At 56.3% G+C, this 26,176-nt stretch carries 20 protein-coding genes and 2 pseudogenes; 14 read left to right on the forward strand and 8 right to left on the reverse strand.

The genetic code is table 11. The features are described 5' to 3' along the window. Positions 1-24: 24 nt before the first annotated feature. A complete protein-coding gene (locus AC07VI_RS08905; protein WP_099374336.1) occupies positions 25-1,026 on the forward strand; it encodes a zinc-dependent alcohol dehydrogenase family protein in 1,002 nt (333 codons plus the stop codon). Positions 1,027-1,320: 294 nt separating this feature from the next. After that, the gene (locus AC07VI_RS08910) at positions 1,321-2,616 is read left to right on the forward strand and encodes an HD-GYP domain-containing protein (protein WP_086146967.1); all 1,296 of its coding nucleotides are present in this window, start codon (positions 1,321-1,323) and stop codon (positions 2,614-2,616) included. A gap of 268 nt (positions 2,617-2,884) precedes the next feature. Here AC07VI_RS08910 and AC07VI_RS08915 read toward each other — a convergent pair whose 3' ends face one another. Both AC07VI_RS08915 and AC07VI_RS08920 read right to left on the reverse strand, forming a co-directional pair. After that, entirely contained in the window at positions 2,885-3,436 is a 552-nt protein-coding gene (locus tag AC07VI_RS08915; RefSeq protein ID WP_139842568.1) for a hypothetical protein, read from the reverse strand. A 64-nt stretch (positions 3,437-3,500) separates the two neighbouring features. Beyond that, complete coding sequence (locus tag AC07VI_RS08920; RefSeq protein ID WP_492994447.1) at positions 3,501-6,047, reverse strand: cation-translocating P-type ATPase; 2,547 nt, start codon at positions 6,045-6,047, stop codon at positions 3,501-3,503. Between AC07VI_RS08920 and AC07VI_RS08925 the strand changes: the two genes are divergently transcribed. Together AC07VI_RS08925 and AC07VI_RS08930 are read left to right on the forward strand one after the other, a co-directional pair. Continuing rightward, positions 6,046-6,486 carry an integrase core domain-containing protein gene (locus tag AC07VI_RS08925; protein WP_492994449.1) on the forward strand — a complete coding sequence of 147 codons (441 nt, stop codon included), beginning with the start codon at positions 6,046-6,048 and terminating at the stop codon, positions 6,484-6,486. The two genes, AC07VI_RS08920 and AC07VI_RS08925, sit on opposite strands and share 2 nt — an antisense overlap. Positions 6,487-6,710: 224 nt before the next feature. Further along, the gene (locus AC07VI_RS08930; protein ID WP_139842569.1) at positions 6,711-7,109 is read left to right on the forward strand and encodes a hypothetical protein; all 399 of its coding nucleotides are present in this window, start codon (positions 6,711-6,713) and stop codon (positions 7,107-7,109) included. A 231-nt stretch (positions 7,110-7,340) separates the two neighbouring features. On the opposite strand, the pseudogene AC07VI_RS08935 reads toward AC07VI_RS08930, so the two are convergent. From AC07VI_RS08935 to AC07VI_RS08950, 4 genes and pseudogenes are all read right to left on the reverse strand, one after another. Next, positions 7,341-8,501: pseudogene (locus AC07VI_RS08935) on the reverse strand (IS3 family transposase). Positions 8,502-8,890: 389 nt separating this feature from the next. After that, entirely contained in the window at positions 8,891-11,332 is a 2,442-nt protein-coding gene (locus AC07VI_RS08940; RefSeq protein WP_492994451.1) for an ABC transporter permease, read from the reverse strand. A gap of 13 nt (positions 11,333-11,345) precedes the next feature. Beyond that, the gene (locus tag AC07VI_RS08945; RefSeq protein WP_226935713.1) at positions 11,346-12,056 is read right to left on the reverse strand and encodes an ABC transporter ATP-binding protein; all 711 of its coding nucleotides are present in this window, start codon (positions 12,054-12,056) and stop codon (positions 11,346-11,348) included. 27 nt (positions 12,057-12,083) lie between these two features. After that, the gene (locus AC07VI_RS08950; protein WP_492994452.1) at positions 12,084-13,286 is read right to left on the reverse strand and encodes an efflux RND transporter periplasmic adaptor subunit; all 1,203 of its coding nucleotides are present in this window, start codon (positions 13,284-13,286) and stop codon (positions 12,084-12,086) included. Between the two features lie 287 nt (positions 13,287-13,573). On the opposite strand from AC07VI_RS08950, the gene AC07VI_RS08955 reads away from it, so the two are divergent. The 8 genes and pseudogenes from AC07VI_RS08955 (at position 13,574) to AC07VI_RS08990 (ending at position 21,923) form a co-directional block, all read left to right on the forward strand. After that, positions 13,574-14,944, forward strand: a complete 1,371-nt coding sequence (locus AC07VI_RS08955; RefSeq protein ID WP_099419769.1) for a sigma-54-dependent transcriptional regulator — start codon at positions 13,574-13,576, stop codon at positions 14,942-14,944. A 292-nt stretch (positions 14,945-15,236) separates the two neighbouring features. Then, the gene (locus AC07VI_RS08960) at positions 15,237-16,151 is read left to right on the forward strand and encodes a sensor histidine kinase (RefSeq protein ID WP_492994455.1); all 915 of its coding nucleotides are present in this window, start codon (positions 15,237-15,239) and stop codon (positions 16,149-16,151) included. Between the two features lie 218 nt (positions 16,152-16,369). Then, positions 16,370-18,028, forward strand: a complete 1,659-nt coding sequence (locus AC07VI_RS08965; protein WP_492994457.1) for a glycoside hydrolase family 13 protein — start codon at positions 16,370-16,372, stop codon at positions 18,026-18,028. A gap of 19 nt (positions 18,029-18,047) precedes the next feature. Further along, positions 18,048-18,224, forward strand: a pseudogene (locus tag AC07VI_RS08970) (transposase); the annotation flags it as partial. A 134-nt stretch (positions 18,225-18,358) separates the two neighbouring features. Beyond that, the gene (locus tag AC07VI_RS08975) at positions 18,359-18,706 is read left to right on the forward strand and encodes a hypothetical protein (protein ID WP_139842570.1); all 348 of its coding nucleotides are present in this window, start codon (positions 18,359-18,361) and stop codon (positions 18,704-18,706) included. Positions 18,707-19,186: 480 nt separating this feature from the next. Beyond that, a complete protein-coding gene (locus AC07VI_RS08980) occupies positions 19,187-19,660 on the forward strand; it encodes a hypothetical protein (protein WP_492994459.1) in 474 nt (157 codons plus the stop codon). Between the two features lie 81 nt (positions 19,661-19,741). Further along, positions 19,742-20,143, forward strand: a complete 402-nt coding sequence (locus tag AC07VI_RS08985; protein WP_099419719.1) for a hypothetical protein — start codon at positions 19,742-19,744, stop codon at positions 20,141-20,143. Between the two features lie 604 nt (positions 20,144-20,747). Beyond that, a complete protein-coding gene (locus tag AC07VI_RS08990; protein ID WP_492994461.1) occupies positions 20,748-21,923 on the forward strand; it encodes a tyrosine-type recombinase/integrase in 1,176 nt (391 codons plus the stop codon). Positions 21,924-22,182: 259 nt separating this feature from the next. On the opposite strand, the gene AC07VI_RS08995 is transcribed toward AC07VI_RS08990, so the two are convergent. After that, positions 22,183-22,407 (reverse strand): hypothetical protein, encoded by a 225-nt coding sequence (locus tag AC07VI_RS08995; RefSeq protein ID WP_492994463.1) that lies wholly within the window; start codon positions 22,405-22,407, stop codon positions 22,183-22,185. 204 nt (positions 22,408-22,611) lie between these two features. Then, positions 22,612-23,934, reverse strand: a complete 1,323-nt coding sequence (locus AC07VI_RS09000) for a HEPN/Toprim-associated domain-containing protein (RefSeq protein WP_492994465.1) — start codon at positions 23,932-23,934, stop codon at positions 22,612-22,614. Positions 23,935-24,035: 101 nt separating this feature from the next. On the opposite strand from AC07VI_RS09000, the gene AC07VI_RS09005 reads away from it, so the two are divergent. Together AC07VI_RS09005 and AC07VI_RS09010 are read left to right on the forward strand one after the other, a co-directional pair. Beyond that, the gene (locus tag AC07VI_RS09005; RefSeq protein WP_492994467.1) at positions 24,036-25,235 is read left to right on the forward strand and encodes a GmrSD restriction endonuclease domain-containing protein; all 1,200 of its coding nucleotides are present in this window, start codon (positions 24,036-24,038) and stop codon (positions 25,233-25,235) included. Further along, positions 25,235-25,993, forward strand: a complete 759-nt coding sequence (locus AC07VI_RS09010; protein WP_492994469.1) for a hypothetical protein — start codon at positions 25,235-25,237, stop codon at positions 25,991-25,993. Before AC07VI_RS09005 ends, AC07VI_RS09010 begins: the two co-directional genes overlap by 1 nt. The last annotated feature ends 183 nt before the right edge of the window (positions 25,994-26,176 follow it).

Genomic DNA, 26,176 nt, shown 5'->3' on the forward strand with positions numbered 1-26,176 from the left:
CTGACATTGACGGAGGGAGCTGCCATGCGGGCAATGGTTCTGGAACACGGCGGGCCTGGCGCGCGACTGCATGCACTGGAACGTCCTGTGCCGGTACCAACGGCACAGGACGTGCTCCTGCGGGTGCTGGCCTGCGGCGTATGCCGCACCGATCTGCACCAGCTCGATGGCGAACTGCCGGCGCACCGCATGCCGGTCGTGCCTGGACATGAAATTGTCGGCACGGTGGTTGCCATCGGCGCCCAGGTAAGCAATCTGCAGATCGGTTGCCGCGTGGGCGTGCCCTGGCTGGCCGGCAGTTGCGGCGCCTGCGCGTATTGTTGTTCTGGCCGGGAAAATCTGTGCGATGCCGCGCGCTTTACCGGCTACGACCGCGATGGCGGCTATGCCGAGTACACATTGGCCGACGCCCGCTACTGCCTGCCGCTGCCCGCTGGCCATGACGACGCGCACGCAGCCCCGCTGCTGTGTGCAGGACTCATCGGCTACCGCGCCTATGCCATGACGGGCGCGGCGCGCAGGCTCGGCATCTACGGCTTCGGTGCTGCCGGACATATCGTGGCGCAACTGGCGGTAGCCCAAGGGCGCGAGGTCTACGCATTCACGCGTGACGGCGACTTGCGCACGCAACATTTCGCCCGCTCGCTGGGGGCCACATGGGCGGGGGCGTCGACGGGGCCGGCCCCGGTAGCGCTGGACGCGGCCATTCTGTTCGCGCCGGATGGCGCTTTGGTGCCCCTGGCACTGGCCGCCTGCGCCAAAGGGGCCACGGTGGTCTGCGCCGGCATCCACATGAGCGACTTGCCCGCCATGCCCTATTGCCTGCTGTGGGGAGAACGCAGCGTGCGCTCGGTAGCCAACCTGACCCGCGCCGACGGCTTGGCCTTCATGGCGCTCGCGGAGCGTTTCAATCTCAAGACGGCGCCATCGGTCTATCCGCTGCTGCAAGCGAACGAGGCGCTGGCGGACTTGCGCGCCGGGCGCTTTGACGGCGCCGCCGTGCTGCTGCCCAAGCGCATGCCCTGAAGGAATGTGCAACAAGGTAGGCCGCAAAGCCCGCTGCGATGGCGCCCTCAGGGTCAGGTTTGGGCGGGCCCGGGCGCTGCCGGCTACAAATTCCTGATGCGTTTCTGAAGCGTGCAGGTGTTCCCCTACATTGAATGCCTTGAAATTACTACACGAAGCGGAGAGTTTATCCCGTGCCTAACGAGCGCATCCGGGCTCATACTGTGTCCTAATGGAAACAAATACAGGAGCCACGCATCTCCGCGGCGCGCAGGTGTCCGGATTGTGAATTTTCTTCTGCACGGAGGTTCCTTGATGAACAAAAACGTTCCCGACGTCCGCCTCGCCTTCCCGCCAGACGAAAATCCGCACTATATTCGCGCCGTCACGCAAGTGGGCGATGTGCAGGAAGTGATCGCCCATGTGGACATCTTCGAAAGCAATGGCATGAAGCTGCTTGCCAAGGGTGCGCGCATTGACGGCCGTCAATTCAAGCGCCTGACCCAGCACCGCCTCACTGCACCGCTGGACAGCATGCTCACGGCAGAATTCCCCGTCAATGCGCCCAGCCTTGCGGTGGAGCTGGACAAGATTATCCAGCATGAAACTGTTTATCGGCGCATCTTGGCGCGCACGGGCGACCCGCATGCCATTAAACAAGCCATCGCCTGCGCGCAGCTGGCGCCAGAGGTCATGTTACGTTTGACGGTCATGCGCAAATGCCGTCCCGAGCTGTTCATGCATTCGATACATACCGCACTGATCGCCTTCGCCTTGGCGCAGAGCCTCGGTCTGCCAGAGGGGCAACGGGATTCGATACTGCTGGGAGCACTTTGCCATGATTTCGGCGAGATGCATACCGACCCCGAAATACTTGCTGCGGAGCACGACATCACACCCGAAGAACGCCGCTACATTCATGTTCATCCCATCACCGGCCATGTCCTCGTTCAAGGCTTGCCCGGTTTTTCTAGCGATGCGACGCAAGCCATTTTGCAGCATCATGAACGACTCGACGGCAGCGGCTATCCGCATGCCCTGCAGGGCAACAGCATTGCGGTGCATGCAAGAGTACTGGCTGTCGCCGATGTTGCGGAGGCTGCAATCCGGCGCTTTGATCTCCTGCGTGTCGAGATGCTGTTCAGGCTAGGTCAGAAGCGCTTTGACGCCCACATCGTCAATGCCTTGCGCGACCTGCTGCACATCACCACGAACGACGCACAGGATATGCGCCTGGCCCGCAACGCGACTGCCCAGGTGCAGCATATGGCTGCAGTACTGGAAACGTGGACTACCTTGCGCGCCATCCTCAAGCAGGAAGCTGCCCCGGCAAAGGCCGATAGCACTGCATGGACATTCCTGTTCGAACGCATGGCCACCATGCGCTCGTTGATCCTGCAGGCAGGTTTCGATCCGGAAAGCATGGCAAGCATGCTGGTCCTTGCCCAGGATGACCCCGACATGTTACGGGAATTGCGCCGCATGCTCGACGAGCTGGAGTGGCTGGCATCCGACCTGGCCCATGAAATCGACCGGCGCTCGCCGCAACTGAGTCCCCTGGCGCAAGCTGCGTTAACTGCATTGCTGGCGCAGTTACACCAGATGAAGTAGCGGCACATGCCCGGGAGATCGCACAAGATCTGCCTGCCAAGTGAGCAATGCAGTGAAGATTACCCTGTCATGTCAATCCGCATCATTTAAATGCGCACCGAGGTGGCGCATGACAAATGCACGGAAAGATAGCGTGATGACCCGGTTTGCGCCCGGACCGATCGATTGCACGAATGGGGCCAGTTCAACATATCGTCCCTGCCCAACGCATGGGTCACGGCCTTCATGGCCACGCCATCGGCCCGTTCTTCCGTACGTTAAAATACCGTCAACTGCTTCGCGACATAGTCGGCATGCTGGCCCGCCAGGCGCGGAAATGCCGCCATGCCCTCCCCTTTGGCGCCGTGGCAGGCAGCACGGGCCGGCACGCCAGCAGCGCCGATGCCGTCGGCATAAATGGCCTGCCATGGGTTGCCAGCGAAGGATAGTTGTTCAATGTGAGGCCGAGGATCAGGTCGCGATTCACGTCGATCAGGCGATCCGCATAGCGCAGCTCGAAATTATCGGAGGCCCATTTGCCGTGCCAGCCTACCGTGTCGGGCTTCTGATTGTCGTGGTTGTATAGGTTGCCTGGGCAAACACGCCAATATTGCCAGTCACTTTTCCTGCCAGGAACACGCTTCCCGTCTGGAACAAGACTGCGGCGTCCTCGGCGAATGGCGTATCCGCTGTAGGAGACGAGCTTTTGGTCAAGCTCACGAGCCCCATCGCCGACTGCGGGATGGCCCGCGCGCCTATCGTATTGCCGCTCAACTTGAACAGACGGCCGTAGCTGCTCAGTTCCGGGAACTGGCCACCCGTGCTGTTTGTCCTGCGTCATGGCGCCTGGCTCGAAGAAATTCTGATTATCGACGGCAAGATGGTCTGATCCGCATTGCCGTGTATCAATGCGCGGCCAAGCCGCGCGGCCGTCGCCATTTCGACAAGCCCCACTTGACGCACTCGAACCAGATGATGGCGAGCACGGCGACGAATGTGCACTGCATCAGCAATGGCAGGTCCGGGAGCGCGAAGGCAAACAGCGCGCGGATGGCCGCCACGCCCAGTACCAGCAACAGCAACAGCGAGGCTGATATGCTGATCCAGGCGAACGCCCGGTTCGACGTCACCCCCCTCTTCCATGACGGCTGGGCCCATTGGCGGTTGACATAGATCAATCCCAGGTTCGACAGCACGAGGCTGAGGAAGGTCGTCGCGCGCGCCACCTCATCGGCGTTTCCCATCCACCGCACGCACACATGGAAGCCGACCAGCATGGCCAACAGCCCAGCCCCCTGCAGCAAGCCGCGCAGCAGTATTTCACGGTCGAACAAATGCATGCCCGGCCTCCTGGGCTTGCTTACCATGGCATCGGCTTCGATCGGCTCGGCCTCGAACACGATCGAGCACGCCGGATCGATCACCATTTGCAAAAACAGTATGTGCACAGGCATCAGGAGCAAGGGCCAGCCCAGCAGCACCGGCAGGATGGACAGGCCAACGATGGGTACATGCACCGCGACGATGAAGACGATGGCCTTGCGCAGATTGGCAAACAGGCGGCGGCCATGTTGCACCGCAAGCAGCAGGGACGAAAAGTCATCCTTGAGCAATACCAGCGCTGCCGCTTCGCGCGCGACGTCGGTGCCACGGGCGCCCATGGCCACGCCGATATTGGCCGCCTTCAATGCGGGCGCGTCGTTGACGCCGTCGCCGGTCATGGCGACGATATCGCCACGGCTGCGGAAAGCTTGCACCAGGCGTAACTTCTGCTCTGGTGCGATGCGGCAGAAGACGTCGGTCTCCGCCAGACGCGCCTGTAGCGCCGTGTCGTCCAGCGCGGCCAGGTCCATGCCGGACATCACACCGCTGGCCATGCCGGCGATACCGGCCTGCCGCGCGATCGCCATTGCCGTGGCGGGATGGTCGCCCGTGATCATCACCACGCGTATCCCCGCCGCGTGACATTGCGCCACCGCATCAGGCACTTCCGGGCGTACCGGGTCGTGCAAGCCAAGCAGGCCCAGGAATTCAAAATCAAAGACATGCTGGTTGTCAGGCAGGGGCGGCGCGGCAAAAGTGGCGCTGGCGACGCCGATCACGCGCAAGCCATCGTTCGCCATGGCCAGCACCTGCGCCGCGATGGCGGCGGCGCGTGCCGGCGCCAAATGGCACAAGTCGATGATCGCCTCGGGCGCACCCTTCGCCGCCACCAGGAACTCGGAATGGTCAGGCGATCGCCATACCCGCGACATGGCCAGCATGTGCCGCGACAGCGGATAATCGTCGATCAGCCGCCAGTCTGCATGCAGGTGCTCCGTATTTGCCAGCAAGCGGGCGCCGGTCTGGCCGATGGCCCACTCCATCGGATCAAACGCCCGACGATGGCTTGCCAGGACGGCATACTCGAGCAATCCATGCAGCTCCTCCTGCAAGGCCCCGGCGTGACTGCTTTGACAAGCATAGGCGGACTGCTCCGACCACAACTGGGCCACGTCCATGCGGTTCGCCGTCAGCGTACCCGTCTTGTCCACGCACAGCACCGTCGTCGCCCCCAGCAATTCGATCGCGGGTATGCTACGCGCCAGAATGCTTTCCCGCCCCAGGCGCCAGGCGCCCAAGCCCAGGAACAGCGTCAGTATCACCGGCAATTCTTCAGGCAGGATCGCCATGGCCAGCGTGAGACCGGCCAGCAGGCCTTGCAGGGCGTCACCGCGCAGCCACCAGTAAACCAATGCCAGGCCTGCGGCGAGACACAAGCCGCCGATGGCGACATTCCTGACCACGCGGCGCGTTTCCGATTGAATCGGGGTCAGCTCGCTCCCCATGCTGACAAGCGAAGCGCCGATCCGACCGAGCGCACTATGGGGTCCGGTAGCGACTACCAGGCCGCTTGCCGTGCCTTGCGTGATCAAGGTGCCGGAATAGACCAGGCAGGCCGGACTGCCGTCAGTCTCGGCGGAACTATGCTTGACTACCGGCACGGACTCGCCCGTGAGCATGGACTCATCGGCCGTCAAATTCGATGTACTGAGCAGTTCGATATCGGCGGGCACGCGGTCGCCCTCGGCAAGTAGCACCAGGTCTCCGGGCACCAGGTCCCTGCCGGCGATGCGCCCCTGTTTCCCGTCGCGTATCACCAGGGCGCGCGGACAGGAGAGGTCGCTTAGCGCATGCAGCGAGCGCTCCGTACGCCTGCGCTGAAAAAAAGTGATGCCCATGACGATGCAAACAAAGCCCAGCAGCATCAGCGCTTCATTGCGGTCGCCAAGCAGCAGATAGATGACGCCGCAGGCGACCAGCAGCAGGAACATCGGTTCGGCGACGACATCGAGCAGCAAGCGCCCCGCACTCAAGGGACGCGAGGCGGGCAAGGCATTGGGCCCATTTTCCAGCAACCGCTGTGCGGCCTGTGCGGCTGTCAGCCCGTCACTGCTCTGCGGCTCCGTCATGGCATCGAACCTTTCCCTGCATGGCAGATCGTTGTGGTTAGTCGTGGCCAAGCTGCGTGTGGTCGCAGTCTTAAGCGTAGCACAATTGCAACACAAAGAGCCACGAGTTCATGCTCTGCTGCATTATGGCCGCCAGGCGAGATCAAAGGGTCTCTCGGGCGCTGCTCTCCTGCCATGTGACTTCGCCGGCTTCCTTCGAGCGTGCCACGGCGTCACTCAAAATTTCCAGTACGGCATTACCGGGAGCTTCGTCAACACGTTTAAACGGGACTATGCCAGCTTGAAGGACCGCAACAGCGCAGAAATCTTTCTGGCTCAGCTACCAGACGCTATGATGCACTTCAACGAGGTCCATCCACATTCGGCCCTGAAACAGAAATTGCCTCGCCTGTTTAGGAGGGAGCTAGCGCGCCGGGCTCAGGAAAGCGGCGCGAGCTAAACGGTTGGCGGTGTCTGTTTATACAGGGGCAAAATCAGTATGGATTACCGATTATTTTTTGTATGAAAAATACGGTTGGGGCAAGGACTGGAGCCGGCACGACATGGGCATGCAAAGCGAGTGGAAGGAAAAGCCCAGCACGACCTTTCCTGGCAAACTCAACGAAGCGACCCGGCTCAATCCATTGTTCGCCCTGAAAAGCGCATGACACAGGGATTGATGGCGTGTGGAAAGTGCAAAGGGGCGACCCGCACAATGGCGGCAAGCCGTATGCAATCGTGGAATCGAAGGCGTCGAAGGTGGGAACGGCACCGAAGAATGCCTCCTGCAAGCCCGGCGTGAAAAATAAGCTGATGGATAACGCGCGGCGGATCAAGGACGCGGCGCTGCCGAAATCTGAAGATTTGCTCGAACCGGATACCAGCGAAGGTGAGCCAAATGGACCGCCAGTTCCGACTGGGGGGACGCCCTGGCAGACCGGGAGGTGCCGGAGTAAAACCAAAGGAAAACACGCCAGCAACAAAAGCGCCGGCAGCATCGAACACAGGAACATCGAGCGAAATTATTGTACAGATGAGTCGCGCTTGGATTGTGAAGAACATCAAGAGCGCCGTTGGACATGAATTATGCAAGCTCAATTCGTTGAAGCTGCCGCAGGCCTTCGAGGCCATGGAGGACTTTTTGGACAAACCAGAGGGATTTCGACGTACTAGCGCAAGACGGAGGCGGGATTGCCTGGAATGAGGATGCAACTGACCACGGGCGTGGAAGTCATCTCGAAACGAGATTGGTTCGATTTCTTCGGATTCCGCCTGATGATAGTGAGATTCCCTTGCCGACTCATAGTGTAGCGGTCAACCCATCCCGGACACTACGTTAAGTTTTTCTTCGGCGACGGCCGGTACCAGTCCCTGGTTGAACAGATGTGGCCGTATCCAGTTATACCGGTGCATCAGCTAGTGGCTGATGTCCCGTTGTGCTTCTTGTGCCGTCACGTAACCGGTTGACGGCAGCCATTCCGTTTTGACGCTGCGGAACAGCCGTTCCATCGGGGAGTTATCCCAGCAATTCCCCCGCCGGCTCATGCTCTGTCGTATCCGATAGCGCCACAAGCGCTGACGGAATTTCCGACTGGCGTACTGGCTACCCTGATCCGGATGAAACAGCAGCCCCTGCGGTCGACCTCGCTGCTGGTAAGCCATTTCCGGCGCTTGCACAACAAGGTCCGCGTCGGGGCGTAGCGAAAATGCCCAGCCCACCGCTCGGCGAGCGAACAAATCCAACACCACTGCCAAGTAATACCATCGGCCTTGCGCCAAGACATAGGTGATGTCCCCGCACCAGACCTGATTTGGCGCCTCTACTGTGAATTCACGATTGAGGTTTCGGAATATCGACCCGCTCCACCGTAGCCTGCTTGTAGGCATGGCTGCCAGGCTGTTCGCAGACCAGCCCCAGCTCTTCCATCAAACGACTGACTTTGAAGCGGCCAATTGCCGTGCCTTCCTCGCGCATCATGCCCATGATGCTGCGGCTTCCCGCCGAACTGCGACTCTCGACAAACAGCTCGTGCACGCGGCTACGCAATGCCATGCGCTCCACATCAATGTGCCGGGCGCGCTCCCGATACGCATCCAGGCATAACCGCGCTACGTCGAACACCGCGCAGATCAACTCGATGGATTCGTCACTACAAATCTGATCGATTTCCTCGTACGTTCTATCCCTTCCGACATCAAGAGCGCGGTAGCCTTTTTTAAAATGGATTTCTCCCGCTCGAGACGCGCAATGCGTGCTTCGGGTCCCTGTATTCGCTGCTGGTCCGGCGTCATTGCCTTGCCCTGAGGCGTGATACCTTGTCGCTCCAACTGAAGCTGCTGCACCCAGCGGCGCAGCACTGATTCGCCAATGCCGACCGACCGGCTTGCCTCCACGTGGCTGTATCCTTGATCCAGTACCAGGCATGCCGCCTGCTGTTTGAATTCAGGGGAAAACGTACGTCTTTGCTTGCTCATCAAACACCTCTCCATGGCGAGCATTCTCGCCTAAATCAGTGTCCGGGTACATCAAACCACTACACTTGTACCTCACTGATCCCACGACGACATCTAGTCTAGCTAGTCGGTCCCCTTCCCTTCAGAGACTTCTGCCCCGCACGTGCACGAGCTGGTTGAGCTTCGGCGGTTTTCTGTGTGAACTCCCCATGGCTACACGCTTTGCGACGTTAATCTCGGGTTTCGCGGCGCGCGGCGCAATCGATTCGAGTTCTCTTTCGCATCATTTCCGCTCTGCAACGATGCATTTAAATTAAGTGTTGCGTTGAGCGATTGAATCAGCAACCCAAAGCAGCCTTTCAAAGGCTGCGTTTTGCTTACGTCAAGTGTGTATAACGAACATTGATGCGTTACATTCGAAGGGCATTGGCGGGACGGACCTTCATCGCGATCCACGCTTGTCGACTGGCTGCCGCCAATGCAACGACGCTGGTCACGACGAACGCGAGCAGTAAGGTCAAGTATCCGGCAGGTGCCGTTTCGACCCAAGTAGACAGATAACGTGCGATGGCCACTGCTGCTACCGGCAATCCAATTGATGCGGCTACCAACAGCATAGTTCCGACGCCGCGCAAGACCAGCAGTCCGATAGCAACGTCACCTGCACCATGCAGCTTGCGCAAGACGATTTCGCGAGCGCGGCGCTGCACCGTATCGGCCGACAGAACGTAGCTTCCAAATGCTGCAAGGGTTAGGGCGAGACCTGTTGCCAATGCGAGTAGGCTGGCCATGCGCGCATCGTCAGCATAATTGGCGGCGAGGACGCTCGACGCTGGCTGGATGGACGCAATGGCCGAGGGAAAATAACTTGGCCATAGGGACCTGATGACATTCACCACCTTTGCCGGGTCGCCATCCGTGCGCACGCTCAAGGCACTACCGCCTGTGCTCAATTGGAACGCCATCGGCGCCGGTGCTTCGCGCAATGACTGGAACCGCAGTGGTGGCGCGATCCCGATGACACGACCTGGGACCGGCTTGTTATCAAAACTTGTCGTGATGACGATTTGACCAAGTGCTGCTCGTGCGTCGGCAAAGCCGAGCTGGCGTGCTGCAAGTGCATTGAGGACCAGCGGTACGGGGTCGTCGTCACGGTCCAGGATTTGATCGAATAAGCGCCCGGCTTCTGGCTTGATGGCGTAAAGCATAAAAAAATTGCGGCTAACTTGCTTGATTTCCATCGTGGCACTGGTGCCATCCGGACGTTTCAGGTCGCGGCGCCACATGTCGTTATGACGGCCGATCGCGTCATCCGACACAGCCACGTCTTGTACCCCGTGCGCAGCCGCCAAAGCCGTCATCAGGCCGCGCGCTGGCGCGCTGTATTTGACCTGTTCAGGCATATCGACGATGAGTATGGAGGCCGGGTCGAATCCAGGCGACGCACGCATGGCGTAACTTGTCTGCCAGGCGATGGCTAAGGTCACACTGGCAAATCCAATCGCTGCGGTGAGCTGCGCCACGGTCATGCCGCGCCGCAGTCGCGCAGTCGCACGCGATTCAGTTGCCGTGCGCCCGGCCAATGATTTTGCCGAAGGGACAGACCAGGCGATCCACGCCGGCCAGGCCGCCGTCAACAGCCCGAGCCCGACGACAAGGGTACCGACCCAACCCAGGTCGCCAACCGTGAACGCGTCGTTGAGTTGGCGGTCGACCAGGGTCGAAAACAGCGGCAGTGCCAGCCATGCCAGGAGTAACCCGACAGAAGCCGCTAAGAACGTGATCAGCCATGCCTCCGCCAGCAATTCCAGCGCAATGCTCCACCCTGAGGCGCCGAGCACTTTACGCATGGCCAGTTCACGCTGGCGCCGCACTACCCGCACGGTCGCCAGGTTCACGAAATTGATCGAAGCCAGAACAAGGATGAGCACGGCGACGGCGGCAAGGCCGGCAACGACCACTGGATCGCCCCGCTGGCCGGCGCCGGCGATGAAATTACCCTTGATGCCCGTATCGAAATACGCTGCGTCTAGCCGCGCTAGCGCGATGTCCATGACTGGCCGCCGGCCCAGGCGCGCCTTGACATCGGGGGCCTGCTGATGCAATGCTGGTGCGCCATCGACCGCGTCCTGCAACTGCCGGACAAGCATCGGCACGGACGCGCCGGTTTTCACACGCACCAGGAGCTTGCCTGGCCAACCTTTGAGGCCGGTTCGCATTTCATCGCGGACATCGGCCGCAAGCGTTGAATCGGTGCCGAGTAGTGCTTCAAATGGCATGGTGGTATTCGCAGCCGGCGTACGCAGCACCGCGCCAACGCGTAACAATTTACCTTCCGCAACCAGACTGCGGCCCAGGGCTTGCTTGGTGCCAAACAAACGCATTGCGGTCAATTCGGTGACCGCGATCTGATCCGGCGCTCCCAATGCGGTGGGAAGATCGCCCCGCACTGCCCTCAGGCCCAACATCTCGACAAAACCAGGCAAGACAGTCAGGCTTTTCAGGGCATGCAGCTTGCCGTCGACGTTCACCGTCAAGCCTGCTGTCTCGGGGCGTGATGGCAGGTAGCCGGTGGCCGCAGCCACACCGGGCGCTGCCGCTGCAACAGAGCGCAGCAGCAGCGGCGCCTGGTCGTACCAGGGACCCGTGGGATCGACGTTGTCGCGTTGTTTCACGACGTAGACATGTTCCACATCGGGCACTTCGGCATTATATTGCCAGCAGTAACGCACTAAGCCGAGAATCAGTATGGCTGAAGCGATGCCGATAGCCAGGGTGACTATGGCAATGGCAGCGTAGGCGGGTTCCCGCCGCAGTGCGCGTGCGCTGTGGCGCATCGTGGTCAATAACATGTTCGCTCTCCGGTCAGGCAGGCTGCAGGGCGTCGATCAGGATACGGCCGTCCAGCAGCCGTACCGTACGAGAAGCTTGCGCGGCGTGCGTCGGCGAGTGCGTCACCATGACGATGGTCGTGCCATCTGCATTGATCTGACGCAGAATGCGCATCACCTCGTCGCCGTGTGCCGTATCAAGATTACCCGTCGGCTCATCAGCAAGCAGCAGCGCTGGATTGGCCACGAGCGCGCGCGCGATGGCTACACGCTGTTGCTGTCCGCCGGAAAGTTGCGACGGACGGTGACCGGCGCGGTGCGCCACGCCTAGTTGATCAAGCATCGCGGCGACGCGAACCTTTCGTTGCGTCGCAGGCACATCCAGGTAATCAAGTGCCAATGCCACATTTTCGGCAACCGTCAATTCTTCGATCAGATTGAAATTCTGAAAAATAAAGCCGATACGTCCGCGCCGTATTCGGTTGAGCTGTGCCTCGCTCCAGCCCGCCACATTGCGACCGTCGAACCAGCATTCGCCACCATCGGGCGTGTCCAGCAGTCCCAGCATAGCCAGCAGTGTAGACTTGCCACAGCCGGACGGCCCGGTGATCGCCACATATTCACCCGCGGCGATGGTGAGGTCAATCCGGTCAAGCGCCGTTGTCTGCACCTCGCCGCCACGATATGTTTTCGTCATGTTGACGAGCCTGAACATGCTTTCCTGTTGTGTGCGATTCAATTGCATGATTTTGTCATTTCCGTGAGAGACCTATTAGTGGGTAAGCTGAAGATGCAGCGCCGTTGCATACGGCGTGTATGACGACACGATAACGCGCTCGCCGGCGACCAAGCCGTCGAGTACTTCGATCTGCGTGCTGTTTCGCCGGCCAAAACGCACGGCCCGGCGCTCCGCTTGTACGCCGTCAGCGCGCACGACGAATACCCAGCCGCCGCCGGTGTCATTGCTGAACGCATCATTTGGAAGAAGCAAGCTAGTCCGCGCAGCACCCAGCGTGATCAGGACGTCGACGCTCTGGCCTGGGCTGAGGGTGGCCGGCTGGCCATCAACGAACGTCAACTCAACAGTGAATTTGCCGTCGCTCACTTGCGGATATATGCGGCTGACAACCACGTGCGTGGTCTGGCCATCGATCACGGCTGTCGCCGGTCGGCCGGTGGCAAGGCGACGCAAATAGTATTCGTCGAGCTGGGCCGCCAAACAAAATTGCGCGACGTCGTCGATACGTCCAAGGCGCTGTCCTGATCGGACCGTTTCCCCTACCTGCAATTTGAAATCTGCAAGGCGGCCAGCAACGGGCGCGCGCATGGCCAGTGCGTCGACGCCGGCATTGACCAACTTCAGGCCATCTTCCAGCCTGGATACCGCCTGGGCAATCTGTCCGATGGCGTCGCGCCGGGCTGCCTCTTCGCTTTTTCCAGCGGCGTCTTCGCTGGCGAGCGCGTGGCGCTGCCGCGTCAGCTGGTCGGCTACTTCTTCCAGTGCAGAACCCGACACGAAACCCTGCTTGGCCAGTGCCGCGCTCCTCGCGAATTGCTTCTCAGCCTGAGCGACTGCAAACGCGAGGTCGGCGCTGCGCCGCGCACTTTCCGCCCGGCTGGTTTCACCCGCGAGGCGCAGGTTCAACAGGTTTGAAATCTGCTGCGCATGCTCAGCTTCGCGTGCGAGCACCTCAAGCCGGCGCTGTGGATTCGACAGCCGGAACATCAATTCGCCTTGGCGTACCAGCGCGCCATCGCGCACCATCACCTCTTCGGCCCGGCCATTTTCCACCACATCCAGCACGACCGAGTGCAGCGGCTGGGCCGTTGCACGCGCGGCCACGTCGTCGCGCAGGATGCCGCGCTCGACGACAGCGATGCGCACGCTGGCAGCGGGCACCTGCAGTCCGCTGGGCCAGAGCCACCACGCCAGTGCAGCCAGTCCAATCAAGATGAGCAAAATCGCTATTGCCATGCCCCAATGCCGGCCGCGCTGTCGTAGAACCGGTTGGTCCATAGCCGCCCCCGTAGGGCGTGATGCATTTGTGCTGTGGTCTTTTATCATGTTTTTTATTGTAGCAACATCCGTGCCACGCGATTTCGGAGCAATCGACCGACATTTTTTTCACTTTCCCGCTCATTCGTCCGCAAACGCACATGCAAACTGTCCACTTCCGGACACTTTGGGCAAAGTGATATCGCGCTGTGGAATCATGCAAAGCATGCTGATAAACTCGAGTTTTGTTAATTCTTTTATTTCCAATGTCCGGCAAGCACGCAAATGTACTGATCCTCGACGACGATGCAGACGTGGCGCTGGCAGCGTGCATGCTGCTGCGCCGGCACGTCGCGCAGGTCGCAACACTTGACCATCCTGCACAGTTACCCACATGGCTCGCATGCAATCGTCCTGACGTTGTTCTCCTCGATTTGAATTTTTCGGCGGGACGGACGGATGGTGGCGAAGGTATGCAAGTTTTGGCGCAATTGAGGGCGCTGCCCAACCCACCCGATATCATCGCGATGACCGCGTACGCTGATGTTCCTCTAGCCGTTGCGGCGATGCAGGGCGGAGTAAGCGATTTTCTGACAAAGCCGTGGGATAACGTGCGCCTAGTGCATGCTGTCGAGGCAGCCTTTGCGCGACAGGCCTTGCGTCAGCCTATTCATGCTAAAGCATCTGACGCGGCGCCAGCCGACGCCGATGGATTGCTCGGAAACTCGGCTGCGATGACTGCCTTGCGTGACATGATCGCCAGTGTGGGGCCCACCGAGGCAAACGTCATGATCCTGGGAGAAAACGGCGTTGGCAAGGAACTGGTGGCGCGCGCCGTTCACCGGGCTTCACACCGGGCATCCCGGCAGTTTCTGGCAGTGGATATGGGGAGCCTGCCAGAGGCAACGCTGGAAAGCGAATTGTTCGGACACCGGCGCGGCGCGTTCACCGATGCACGCAATGACCGCGCGGGACGCTTCCAGGCAGCGTGCGGCGGCACATTGTTTCTTGACGAAGTCAGCAATATGCCCTTGACAGCACAAGCAAAGCTGCTAACAGCGCTCGAACGACGCCAGGTGACGCCCTTGGGCGCGGACACTCCCGAGGGCGTTGACGTGCGCGTCATTAGTGCCACCAATCTCGAAGAAGACCGGCTGCACGACGTTGCGCTTTTTCGCACAGACCTTCTGTTTCGCCTAAATACTATCGTCCTGCGCGTCCCGCCCTTACGCGAGCGCGCTGGCGACATTCCGGACTTGCTGCGCCATTATTTGGCCCACTACGAGCAGCAATATCGCAAACCCGCGCGCGCCATAGCAGCGACCGCATTCGATGTACTGTGCTCAAATGCATGGCCAGGCAATGTTCGCTCCCTGCGCCATGCCTGTGAACGCGCTGTCATCCTAGGTCGGGAAAATGTCTATACCATCGCTGACTTTGGTATTTCAGCGAAGACAGCTGTGCCTGCGTTATCGTCCCCGCTCACCATCGATGTCCCACGTGAACTGGGTACACTCGAACGTGCCGCCATCGCCGCGGCGCTGCTGGAAGTTAAGGGAAATATCAGCAAGGCTGCCAAGACGCTGGGCGTAAGCCGGGCAGCGCTGTATCGCAAGCTGGACAAACATGGGTTATAGGCAGGCTCGCGTCGCCCTCGGCGGGACACTGCTTGTTGCGGCTGGGTGGGTAGGTGGTGCGCTAAATGAGAGCGTTGATGGCCTGGGAGCTCGCGCCGCCGTTTTGCTCATCCTGACAGTGCTGCTCGCCGCAGCGCTGATTTGGCATTCAATCGTACACGTTACGGCAATGACGCCAGAGAGACCGTTTCAACTCACGACTTTGCACGCGCCTGAGCCTCTCCGTCTGCTATTGCTTGAAGCACGGCTTGAACATGCGCCGGTCCCTCTGTTCAACATGATGCCGACCAGGATGGAACCATTGAATGCAAGCGCGCGGCGCCTACTGGCGCCTGGACGTGTCACTGACACGGTTTCCCTGAATACGGCTTTAGCCGGCCTTCCCGTTGGCACGCGGACGCTGGTTCAGTTCGACAGTGAGCATGGCACTGAACGTGCCCTGGCCGTCCGCAATGCTTTGACCGTCAATGGTGCGCCGCAATCCCTCGTTGCACTGCTGCCGCTGGAGGACGAACTTTCCGCTGAAGCCATGCAAGCCTGGCGCAAGCTCGTGCATGTATTGACCCATGAGATCATGAATTCACTGACCCCAGTGGCGTCCCTTTCGCAAACGTCGCGCACGCTGCTCGCTGAGGCAGCAGGCTCTCTTGCTCCCGACGTGGCCGCAGACCTTGACGTCGCGCTAGACGCAATAAGCCGTCGCGCTGAAAGTCTGAGTCATTTCGTCAGCCATTACCGCGTGTTGGCCAGCCTGCCTACGCCACTGCCTCAACAATTCCAAATCAAGGACTTGTTTGCACGTTTATCGGCTTTGGTGGCACCGAGCTGGCAGGCCCGCGGAGGAAGCGCGACGTTCGTCGTCGCATCAAGCACGCTGGCATTACGGGCGGACTCTGGCCAGATCGAACAAGCTCTGGTTAACCTGCTGCAGAATGCGTTGGAAGCAACCACCGCGAGTCTGGTGCCGCAAGTGGCCGTCGATGCGCGCCTCACGACAGGTGGCCGGTTGCGCATCGATGTGCGTGACAATGGACATGGCATTGCCGATGGGGTAGCGGCGGAAATGTTTACGCCATTTTTCTCGACCAAAAAACAGGGAAGCGGTATCGGCCTTGCAATGGTGCGGCAGCTAATTCAGTTGAACGGCGGAACTGTGCGCTACGCCCGCCCGGTCAACGATGGCGCTCACTTCATCATCACATTCTAGGTCACGGCATCTTGAATCGCCACCTGTAGCTTAGATCCATAGTTTTGAAAGATGAAAAGCCGATGGATCGTGTGAGTGGCCTGAGTGTCTTGCCAAGCGCTTGGTGTACGATCTCATAGCTGCCTGATCCAACGACGAGATCGGATCTGTCCTACCCCTGGCGATCCCTTGGCACGTTGCAAGACAGTGCCGCCAATCCATAAGCGAGAAAGATAATCATGTTGGATAAGCAATGGTGGCATAACGCCGTCGTGTATCAGATCTACCCACGTAGTTTTCAAGACAGCAATCACGATGGGGTCGGTGATCTGGCCGGCATCATCGGCAGACTGGACTACCTGCAACATCTGGGAATCAACCTGATCTGGCTGTCGCCGGTGTACAGGTCGCCGATGGACGATAACGGCTATGACATCTCCGACTATCAGGATATCGCCGCTGAATTCGGCACATTGGCCGAGATGGAGCAGTTGATCGCAGGAGCGGCCAAGCGCGACATCCGTATCCTGATGGATCTTGTGGTCAACCACACCTCTGACGAGCATGCTTGGTTCGTCGAGGCGAAGAAATCCAAGGATAGCCCCTACCGTGACTACTACATCTGGCGCAATGCAGGCGCCGATGGCTCACCGCCCGACCAGCAACGTTCGTATTTTGGCGGGAGTGCATGGGAATACGATGCCGCCAGCGGTGAATATTACTTCCATCTGTTCTCGAAACGACAGCCGGACCTGAACTGGGAAAATCCCCAGGTGCAGGAAGAGGTGCATCGCATGATGAACTGGTGGTTGGACAAGGGCATCGGCGGCTTCCGCATGGATGTGATTGATCTCATCGGCAAACAGGTCGACCAGCAGATTATCGCCAACGGCGCACAACTGCACCCGCTGCTGCAGCAAATGCACCAAGCGACCCTGGCCGCACGCGATGTAGTGACGGTGGGCGAGACGTGGAGCGCCACCCCGGAGATCGCCAAGCTGTATTCCAACCCGGCGCGTCAGGAGCTGTCGATGGTCTTCCAGTTTGAGCACATCACCATGACCCACGATGCCAAGGAGGGGAAATGGAAGCCGCGGCCGTTCGATCTAATCGAATTCAAGCAGATCATCAGTAAGTGGCAGACCGAGCTGGCCGATGCCGGCTGGAATTCACTGTTCTGGAATAACCACGACCTGCCGCGCGCCGTATCCAAATACGGCGATCCCGGCCGCTATCGGGTCGAGTCGGCCAAGATGCTGGCCACCGCGCTACATTTTCTCAAGGGCACCCCTTACGTCTATCAAGGCGAGGAAATAGGCATGACCAATGTCCGTTTCGATTCCATCGACGACTATCGCGACATCGAATCGCTCAACCTCTACCACGAACGCATGGCCGCCGGCGTGTCACCGGAGACGATGATGGCCGGCATCCACGCCAACGGACGGGACAATGCACGCACCCCCATGCAGTGGAACAGCACACACAACGCCGGCTTCAGTACTGGCACGCCATGGCTAAAGCTGAATCCAAACTACCCCGAGATCAACGTCGCGGCCGCGCTGGAACAACCCGATTCGGTCTTCTTCCACTACCAGAAGCTGATCGAACTGCGTAAGGACTGGGACGTCATGGTTTACGGAAAATACCAGCCGTTGCTGGAGCAGCACCCGCAGGTATTCGCCTACCGGCGCAGCTTGGGAAGCCAACAGGTCGTTGTCGTCAACAACTTCTCCAGCGAACACGTCGAACTGGATCTGCCGGCGATGCTGCACGGCATTGCCGGGCAAGGCTTGATCAGCAACTATGTCCAGCGTGACAGCTTGACCGGCCACCTCAGCCTGCAGCCATACGAATCGTTTGCGATCGCGTATGAGTGTGAGGCGGGGCGCGGGTAAAACGTTGCTGTGCAATCACATCGAGTCGCGCGATCGCCTGGGTAAATGGCGCTGGGTGGTCGAACGCACACTGGGCTGGCTGCACCACTTCCGCCGATTACGCATCCGCTACGAACGCCGTGCCAATATCCACCGGGCGTTTCTCTCGCTTGCTGGCATACTCATCTGCTGGCGATATATTCGAAGATGTTCTTAGGCCTTGTTAGTCTATCTTGTCTTGGCATCGATATTGGTTAATGAGACTGAACCGAGTAAAGTATGGTATACAGCGGTGAGCCACATTCCAATTTTTTTATTTGGTAACTTGCCATCGTCGTAGTTTGGAGCAATATGAAGCATCCATATCCACCGTATTCTGCCATTGAGCTTGCGCTGAACGAAGTTATTCTAGCTGCTCGCTTGAAAGGGGTGAGCTTCAGGAATACTGAATTGATTACTACGTCAGAGGAATGGGATAGAGAACTGGTGGTTTTATTTTTTTATCAAAATGACACTGATGTGCAATGGAATCAAGAAAACGGCATTAATGAATGGTTGCAGCGAAAATTCGTTCATGAACTGAATGCCACCAAAGTCCGCTATGGTTTTTCTGAATTTCCAGAGATCATTTTCATGTTTGACTCCGAAGAGAATGTTAAGACTAATTTTCAAGGGGATTATTTTTTACGGCTAAGGTAGTGTCTCGTGACCACCGTTTAATTCGCAATCCAGTTGCTGACACTCATTTTGGAAGGGGTGAATTGCCACCCGTCGCTTAAACTCTCCTGATCCATAGTTCCCAGAAGATGAAAGATCAATGGATCGTGTTAGGTGGCTAGGTGTCTTGCCAACCGCCTGGCGCGCGAAATCGTCACTGCCTGATCCAACGACGAGATCGGGAATGACCTGCCCCCTACCCAACAGAGGATCCCCACCGCGTACTAGCAAAAGCTACTTGCGCTTCGGTGGATTCCACCATGAACTCTTCCGTGGCTAAACCTCTTGCAACGTTAATCTCGGGTTTCGCGTGTCGCGGTGCAATCGATTCGAATTCTCTTTCGCATAATTTCTACTTTGCAACGATGCATTTACGTTAAAGTGTTGCGTTGAACGATTGAGTCCGCAGCCAATAGCGGACAGAGAAAAACAAAGAAGATTAGGATCTTCAGAGGAGGGTAAGTGACGTCCAGGAACCAGACATATTTTGACGCTGTTTTGAAAGCCGCAATTGCAGAAGTGAAATCGAAAAAAATCTCGGTGTTCACGTTCGCGTTTTACCATGACCACGAGTCGGGTGCCGTTTCGGTTTGCGTTGACACGGAAGAAAATTCTGCAAGAATTGTTCACTCAATGAACAGGTACAACTTGCGCCATTTTCAGAAGGCTGTCGCCGCCGGCAATCTTCAACAAGCAAGCTTATGGCAGGCTAACTTAGGTCGAAGTCTGTCATTAGGGGATTTTTTTATGGTCAACGTGGCCCGCGCTGACATTGAAGAGTTGGTGATTGATAAGCAGTTCCATCTTTCGATGGTACAGGCGCTAGTTCATGTCCAAGATGAAATCGCAACGCTGTCGTCAAATCCAGAGCTGCTTTTGCTTGCCTGTTCTAGCGAGAATAGTGAGGTTGGGTATGTCTGGTCTCTTCCCGAATAGGGGCACTCGGGAGTCGCAATTCGGCCAGGAGCGGCCATTGCGATAGGCCGAGATTACCACCACACCCAAGAAAGGATTTAGATGGCTGCTGACGTAGCTTTCGTCGAAGGACCACTCAAGTTCCAGCTTTGGTTTGCAGAATTAGACCCGATAGATCTTGGCGTCCAGATCCGGCTTGAAGTTGAGTATTCAAGTGGAAGTCAAAGTTTCAACTGGACTGCCGAGCACCTGTGGTTTGAGTATAACGCCCTTGGTCAATTCGAAAGTGAACTCCGTGACGGCAGCGACGTGGGACTGCATGACATGAGCGAGTACCCAATACTTCACTTCGAACGGTATTCATCTCAGGAGTATCTAACGATCAATCCTCGTTCGGAAAGGCAGTCACAAGATGGCGACAGCATCGCAATTCGTCTGAAGATCAATGCCGGGTCAATGCTTGCGCTGCATTCAGCGCTCAACAAGTTTGGTAAATGGTGGTGACGCGATTACGTCCGTTTAGGGCGTAAGCGGTCGGTGGCCTAGGTCTAGGGAATCGCGCAAATTGTGTCATACTTTATTATTGCAAACTATGATCTTCGGAAACTGCGGCGAGCAGTTGTGTCAAGCTTTACCGGACACGTCGCGTGTCAAAATCGGCCCGCATCTTCGCTGCCAGTAAATTGAAGCCGGTACCGAAGGAAACATGCAGAGCGCTCGATTCCCGGATGAAAAGGTTTACTCTCCGGACTTATGTATTCGTCGCATTGTCCGTTGTCCGGCATCGTCCAGGCTTGTCCGAAGCGGATTTTTCATACTTTTTTCATACCAAACAAAAAAGGCCTACACTTGATCAGTGTAAGCCTTTGATATCAAACGAATTCTTGGTGGGAAGTGCAAGTTTCGAACTTGCGACCCCTGCAGTGTGAATGACGAAAACGTGCACCTGCTTGGATGTCACTGGACTATTCCTTCATAGGAGAAAGCATCATCTTGATCTGCTAACGGCCGCCGAAATGTGCTACTATTTCCCGTACTTTTCCCGTACATTGAGCACTGATTCTACGGTTGAACACATACAACATTCTTGCACGTTACGGAGGATGGCATGCCCAACAAAATCGATACAGTTACAGCGCGCAACAAGCTGAAAACCCGGCGTGAACCGTATTGGCACAGAATCAGCAAAGGCTTCTATGTCGGGTTTCGCAAAATGTCAGATAGCTCAAGCGGAACGTGGCTGCTTCGACATCGTGATGAGACAGGAAATGAAGTCGAAAGTAGCCTAGGCACGTTAGATGAATATATGCATCATGAACGTTTTGACAGGGCTGTCGCAGCCGCACGTGAATGGTTTTCTCGCGCGGCCACAGGCGACGCTGGTGCCATTCACCAACCGACAACTGTATTGGATGCCTGTAACGCGTATGTGAAGCGGATCCAGGAGCTGAAGGGTACCAAGCCAGCACAAGACCTCGCCGCACGGTATCGCCGATGGATCACGCAGGATCCTATACACAAGATAGAACTGATGAAATTGACCCGGGACCACATGAACGACTTTCGTCGTCGCATGGTAGCTAAACCCGTCACCATTAACAAGGCTGGTGATGTCCGCGAACGTTCAAAGGACAGCGTCAACCGCGACCTTGCGGCGGTACGTGCAGCCCTCAATTGTGCGTTCGCTAACGGCAAGGTCAATTCGAACTTCTCCTGGAGCGAAACGCTGAAGGCATTCAAGAACGTCGCCAAACGAAGGGATTTATATCTGGATCGCGAGCAGCGGCGAAATCTCATCAGACATGCGCCAGACGATCTCGCAGCATTCCTGCGGGGATTATCCATGCTGCCACTTCGTCCGGGGGCCCTTGCTGCCCTCACCGTGGCGGATTTTGACCAGCGCCTAAGCGTACTGAAAATTGGCAAAGACAAGGGCGGCAAGGACAGAAAAATTAAACTCCCCCCGGAAATTGCTCAGCTATTCGAGATGGCCGCCGCAAACAAAACAGCAACCGCGCCCCTTCTGGCACGTGCCGACGGACAAGCCTGGAACAAGGACTCCTGGAAAGATCCCGTCAAAAACGCAGCAAAAAACGCAGCTCTGCCGGCAGAAACAAGTGCATATACATTGCGTCACAGTGTTATCAGCGATCTTGTCCATGGGGGGCTGGATCTTCTAACCGTTGCGCAAATTAGCGGCACGTCAGTCGCAATGATCGAGAAGCATTATGGTCATTTACGTAGTGAGGTCGCGGCTGTCGCCTTGGCCAAACTCGTTTTATAGTTACTACTTGCCACGGCCCTCACGCTCAGTGCAACATCGTCTGTGGGTCTTTTGAATTAAAGGATTTGCCGAAGGCTGTGGAGTCGACGGTGTCCGTAGAACATGCCTATGAAAAGCGACGCATACTTCGGCGCCCCCCTGCCTCCCCCCTATAAGTACTGGATTTAGAGGTCGCTAAGCAATGGCAAGTGAAAACACTTCGACAATTTGGAAAATATTTCATCAGCATCAAGTCCGCCTCCTAAGGACTGCCTGATCTTTACAATGCAAGTTTCGAATTAGAAATAAAGTGACCATCGATCACAATAGCTTGCAAGAGCGCAGGATAAAAATGGGTAACTTCCGGCATATTTTTCGCTAAAGCGATCTGACGCCATCTTCCTTTGCCCCAAGTTTTACCGAAAGTATCACAAGCATATGAAGCTAAAAAAAATAAAGCAACATAGGTTTCTTTTGCAACGGCTAGCATGCCCATTTCAGCCATCGACTGCTCATGTTTCTGGTCAGAATTAGTGCGATTCCGAAAATCTCACAGACTTGAGCATCGGCGAAACTGCAACAGAGCTTGATCCGAATATTTCCCACTCAATTGTAAATAACAGAATTTATACCCTATCAACCAATAAGTTACAAAAAAAACTAACAATGCAGCACCACGAAAAATACAATACAACAAAAAATCTTCGATTCAATAGAGGTTTCTCAGGTCAGCCTCACTTGGCTCCCATCGTCCAGCCACGATTGCCGTGCACTCTGCGATGAGCACCTTAAGTACGGACACGATCTTCCTGGTATCGTACCTGTCGGCCTCCAGAGCGCCAGCCGTCAGCCTCAAGAATTCTTTGCCGTAGTTTTCTTTGTTTTCCAAAGCTCCTTGGTAAGCACCTAAATTTTTCTTATAGACGGTCCAAAGCACACGTGCTGGCGTATGGCTACCAACGCTCAGATCAAGATAGCACTCAATGGCAGCGGCCCGCCGGTTGATGTCGGAGATATGAAGCCCTTCAGGTCCTTGCGAAGGAAACCCACAAAAATCTTCAAGCTCCGGAAGCATAACTCCTCGCATATTGGACGGCAGCTTGAGTGCCGATAGGCGTTGGTGCGCATCCAGCCCTTCAGCGTCATTGTCGAACACAAAGACGATTTGATTTTGAACGTCGATCTTAGCAAGCCCTTCGGCGAACTTCACCAGGTTGCCCGTGCCTGCAAACGGATGGCTCTCACTGACATCTATAAAGCGAAAGAAATCAGCGATCCCTGGCCGAAGTAGCGCAAGAGCATGCCTTAAAATATAGACGTCCGAGCTGCCTTCCGTTGCAATTAGAAATGTTTCGGCACGCCTCGCATGAGGTGTGAACTCCTGTTCTGTCGCCCATCCGGCTTCCACCAGCGGTCCATATTGCCAGACTACCGGCGCATCAGCATTCATGGGAGCCTCCGCCAGGAGACGTAGTACTGAGTATGGGTGGAGAAAACCAACCAGTTCGATGAAGAATCCCCGTTCGGAGTAAGCTTGGCAATCATAGTCCCTATAGCAAGGGATTCGATCAAGCCGCATCGCGGCGAACCGGCCTCTGATCCTGACCTCTCTACCGTTATCGATGTCCCAAACGAAAGTACCGTCAAGGCCGCCTAGCGGATGAGCAACAACAAACTCACAGAGCTCTTCAAAGCTCATTAGCTCAAGCTCAGCTTCGTCACCATCATCCTTTAGATGTTCTCGCGCTTCAAGCCATCCTTGCGCGAGGGCATCGTATTCGCGGCGGACGCGTCCAAGATCAAAGCCGAGCAGTTCGAGGCGAGGGACGACATGTCCTAGCGGCCGGCTGAATGCCATCTCAGACGCCCCAGTGTTCTCCCCCTGCTCCTGATCCGTGTTATCGTTGAGCTGATCAGACTTCAGGGCAATTCGATCTTGCTCTTGAAAAATTGAGCCATGATCGATGCCACGATGGTTCTTACTATACGTTACCGACACTCCCGCTACATCCAGCGTAATTTCAGTTCCCAAGATCCCTCTCCTTCCGTGAAGCTCGACCAACACTTGACCGATCACCACCTGATGTTCAGACACAGTTACAATACAATGATAATCTGACTAGGAAGAATTCGATGGAACAACACGACGATTTACTAAATTTTGCTGACGACGCTGACGACGAGTTAGACAAACGAGAGCAACCAGATTTTTTCGCCCAGGCTGTGCTCTATGGCACTGATTGGACGGTAAAGACCATACTTCAACAAATCGAGGACGGAAACATCGACCTGTCCCCGGACTTTCAACGGCGAGACGCATGGTCGTCAAAGAACAAAAGCAGATTTATTGAGTCCGTCGCTCTTCAAATTCCTATTCCGCAAATTGTACTTGCTGAAAGAAGAGAGCAACGAGGCACCTATATTGTTTTGGACGGAAAACAACGTTTGATTACGCTTGCACAGTTTGCAGCCGAATTGGAGCCTACGCATCCAGTACTCGCTATGTCAAAAGAAGTGCCACCACTACGCCTAAATGGCATAAAAATATTAGATCAACTAAATGGAAAATCATACTCTGATATATGTAAGGATCCCGCACTTTCGCTAATTAAAACACAATTTGACAATCACACTATTCGAAGTGCCCTGATCCGCAATTGGCCTGACGAAGATTATCTTTATGAGGTGTTTATTCGCCTAAATACAGGTAGCGCAAAGCTCTCTCCGCAAGAATTGAGGCAAGCGATGAAACCAGGTAAATTTACAGAATTCTTAAGTGAAAAATCATCGGAAATTGAAATTTTGCAGAAAATCCTTAACCTGGATGGCCCCGATTTCCGTATGCGTGATATTGATCTACTGTTGCGGATGATCGCCTACTCACACCGTTTGTCAGCGTACCGAGGAAATCTGAAAGAATTTCTTGACACTACCCATGACACCCTGAATCAGCAGTGGTCTACGCTTGCCCCTACTATCGTTAAGCTTACTGATGATATTGCAGCTGCGCTTACTTATCTGGCCAAGAACTTCAACTCTCCTCTAATGGTTGGACGTAGGGTGAAGAACGGCGACTGCGAGTCCACAATTAATAGGGCATTATTGGATGTCCAGTTGGCGTCGGTCTTGTCACAAAAAAATCAGCAGCTTTATGATGAAAAAGGATTGAATCTCACCGACATCACATACGATTTGTGTATGAACAATCCAGAGTTCGTCGCGGCGATTTCCAGCACCACAAAATCGATTACTGCAGTCCGCACTCGATATTCGATTTGGCGAACTGCAATTGAATCCAAGGTCGGAAAAATTGAAATGGCGGAGCTGCCGTAATGCCGGCAACTTCCATCCATTTCAATAATCTTGTTGCCTCCCATGGAATTTTGGTTTCAACCTATCTTCCAAACGTTGCAACTGTTGGAATACCTACCGCACAAGAACAGGAGATGACACGCGCATTTATAACACTTGCACACGCCGAAATCGAGTTCTATTTTGAATCGATTTGCGAAGAAATTCTTCGGTTCACCGAGTCCGAGTTTAGCGCGGGACGCGTCACGACAGCCGCGCTCGGATTGATTACGTTCTCAGGCTTACCAACAATGTCTGCTGGGGACAGAGTCGTCCCTGACAAGAAGGGTTCATTTCGCAAAATAGCGGAGCGATTCCATATCGCCGCGAATAATTACAGAAAAGGACTTTCGGACAGCCACGGAATTCGACAAAAGTATCTTGCACCTTTACTCACTCCATTGGGAGTAACTCAAGAAAATATCGATCCGAATTGGATTATTTTAATCGACGCTTTCGCAGGAAAACGAGGTGCAATTGCACACAAGTCGATGAATCACGTCGAGGCGCAATCGAAGAACATTAATCCTGTAGACGAGGCTGATAGGGTCAATCGATTGATATTCGATGATCCAAAATTGAAAGGAGTAGGTTCGATATCATCAATAGAGAGCTTCGACAGTTGGGCTATCAATTACATTGCCGCATCTAACAATCAAATATTGGTCGGTCATCAGCGTTACAATGGATTGATTAAGCGCATGCTTTGGCGCCTAATCGAGGTCATGGATCGTTGGTGATAGGACTGGTAGAGATCGGCACAGTCCACGGCCCTCCTCCTGCCCCGAGGTACCAAAGCCGTGCTAGCCCGATGCTCTCGACGTTTCATGCCGAATGTGAACTTGCAAGTACTTGGCCTGGCCGAGAACGGATATCCGCTCATTCGGCAAATAGAGGGCGATTGGACTGAAGGTACTGATCGG

Source organism: Janthinobacterium sp. GW821-FHT03A03 (assembly GCF_059421435.1).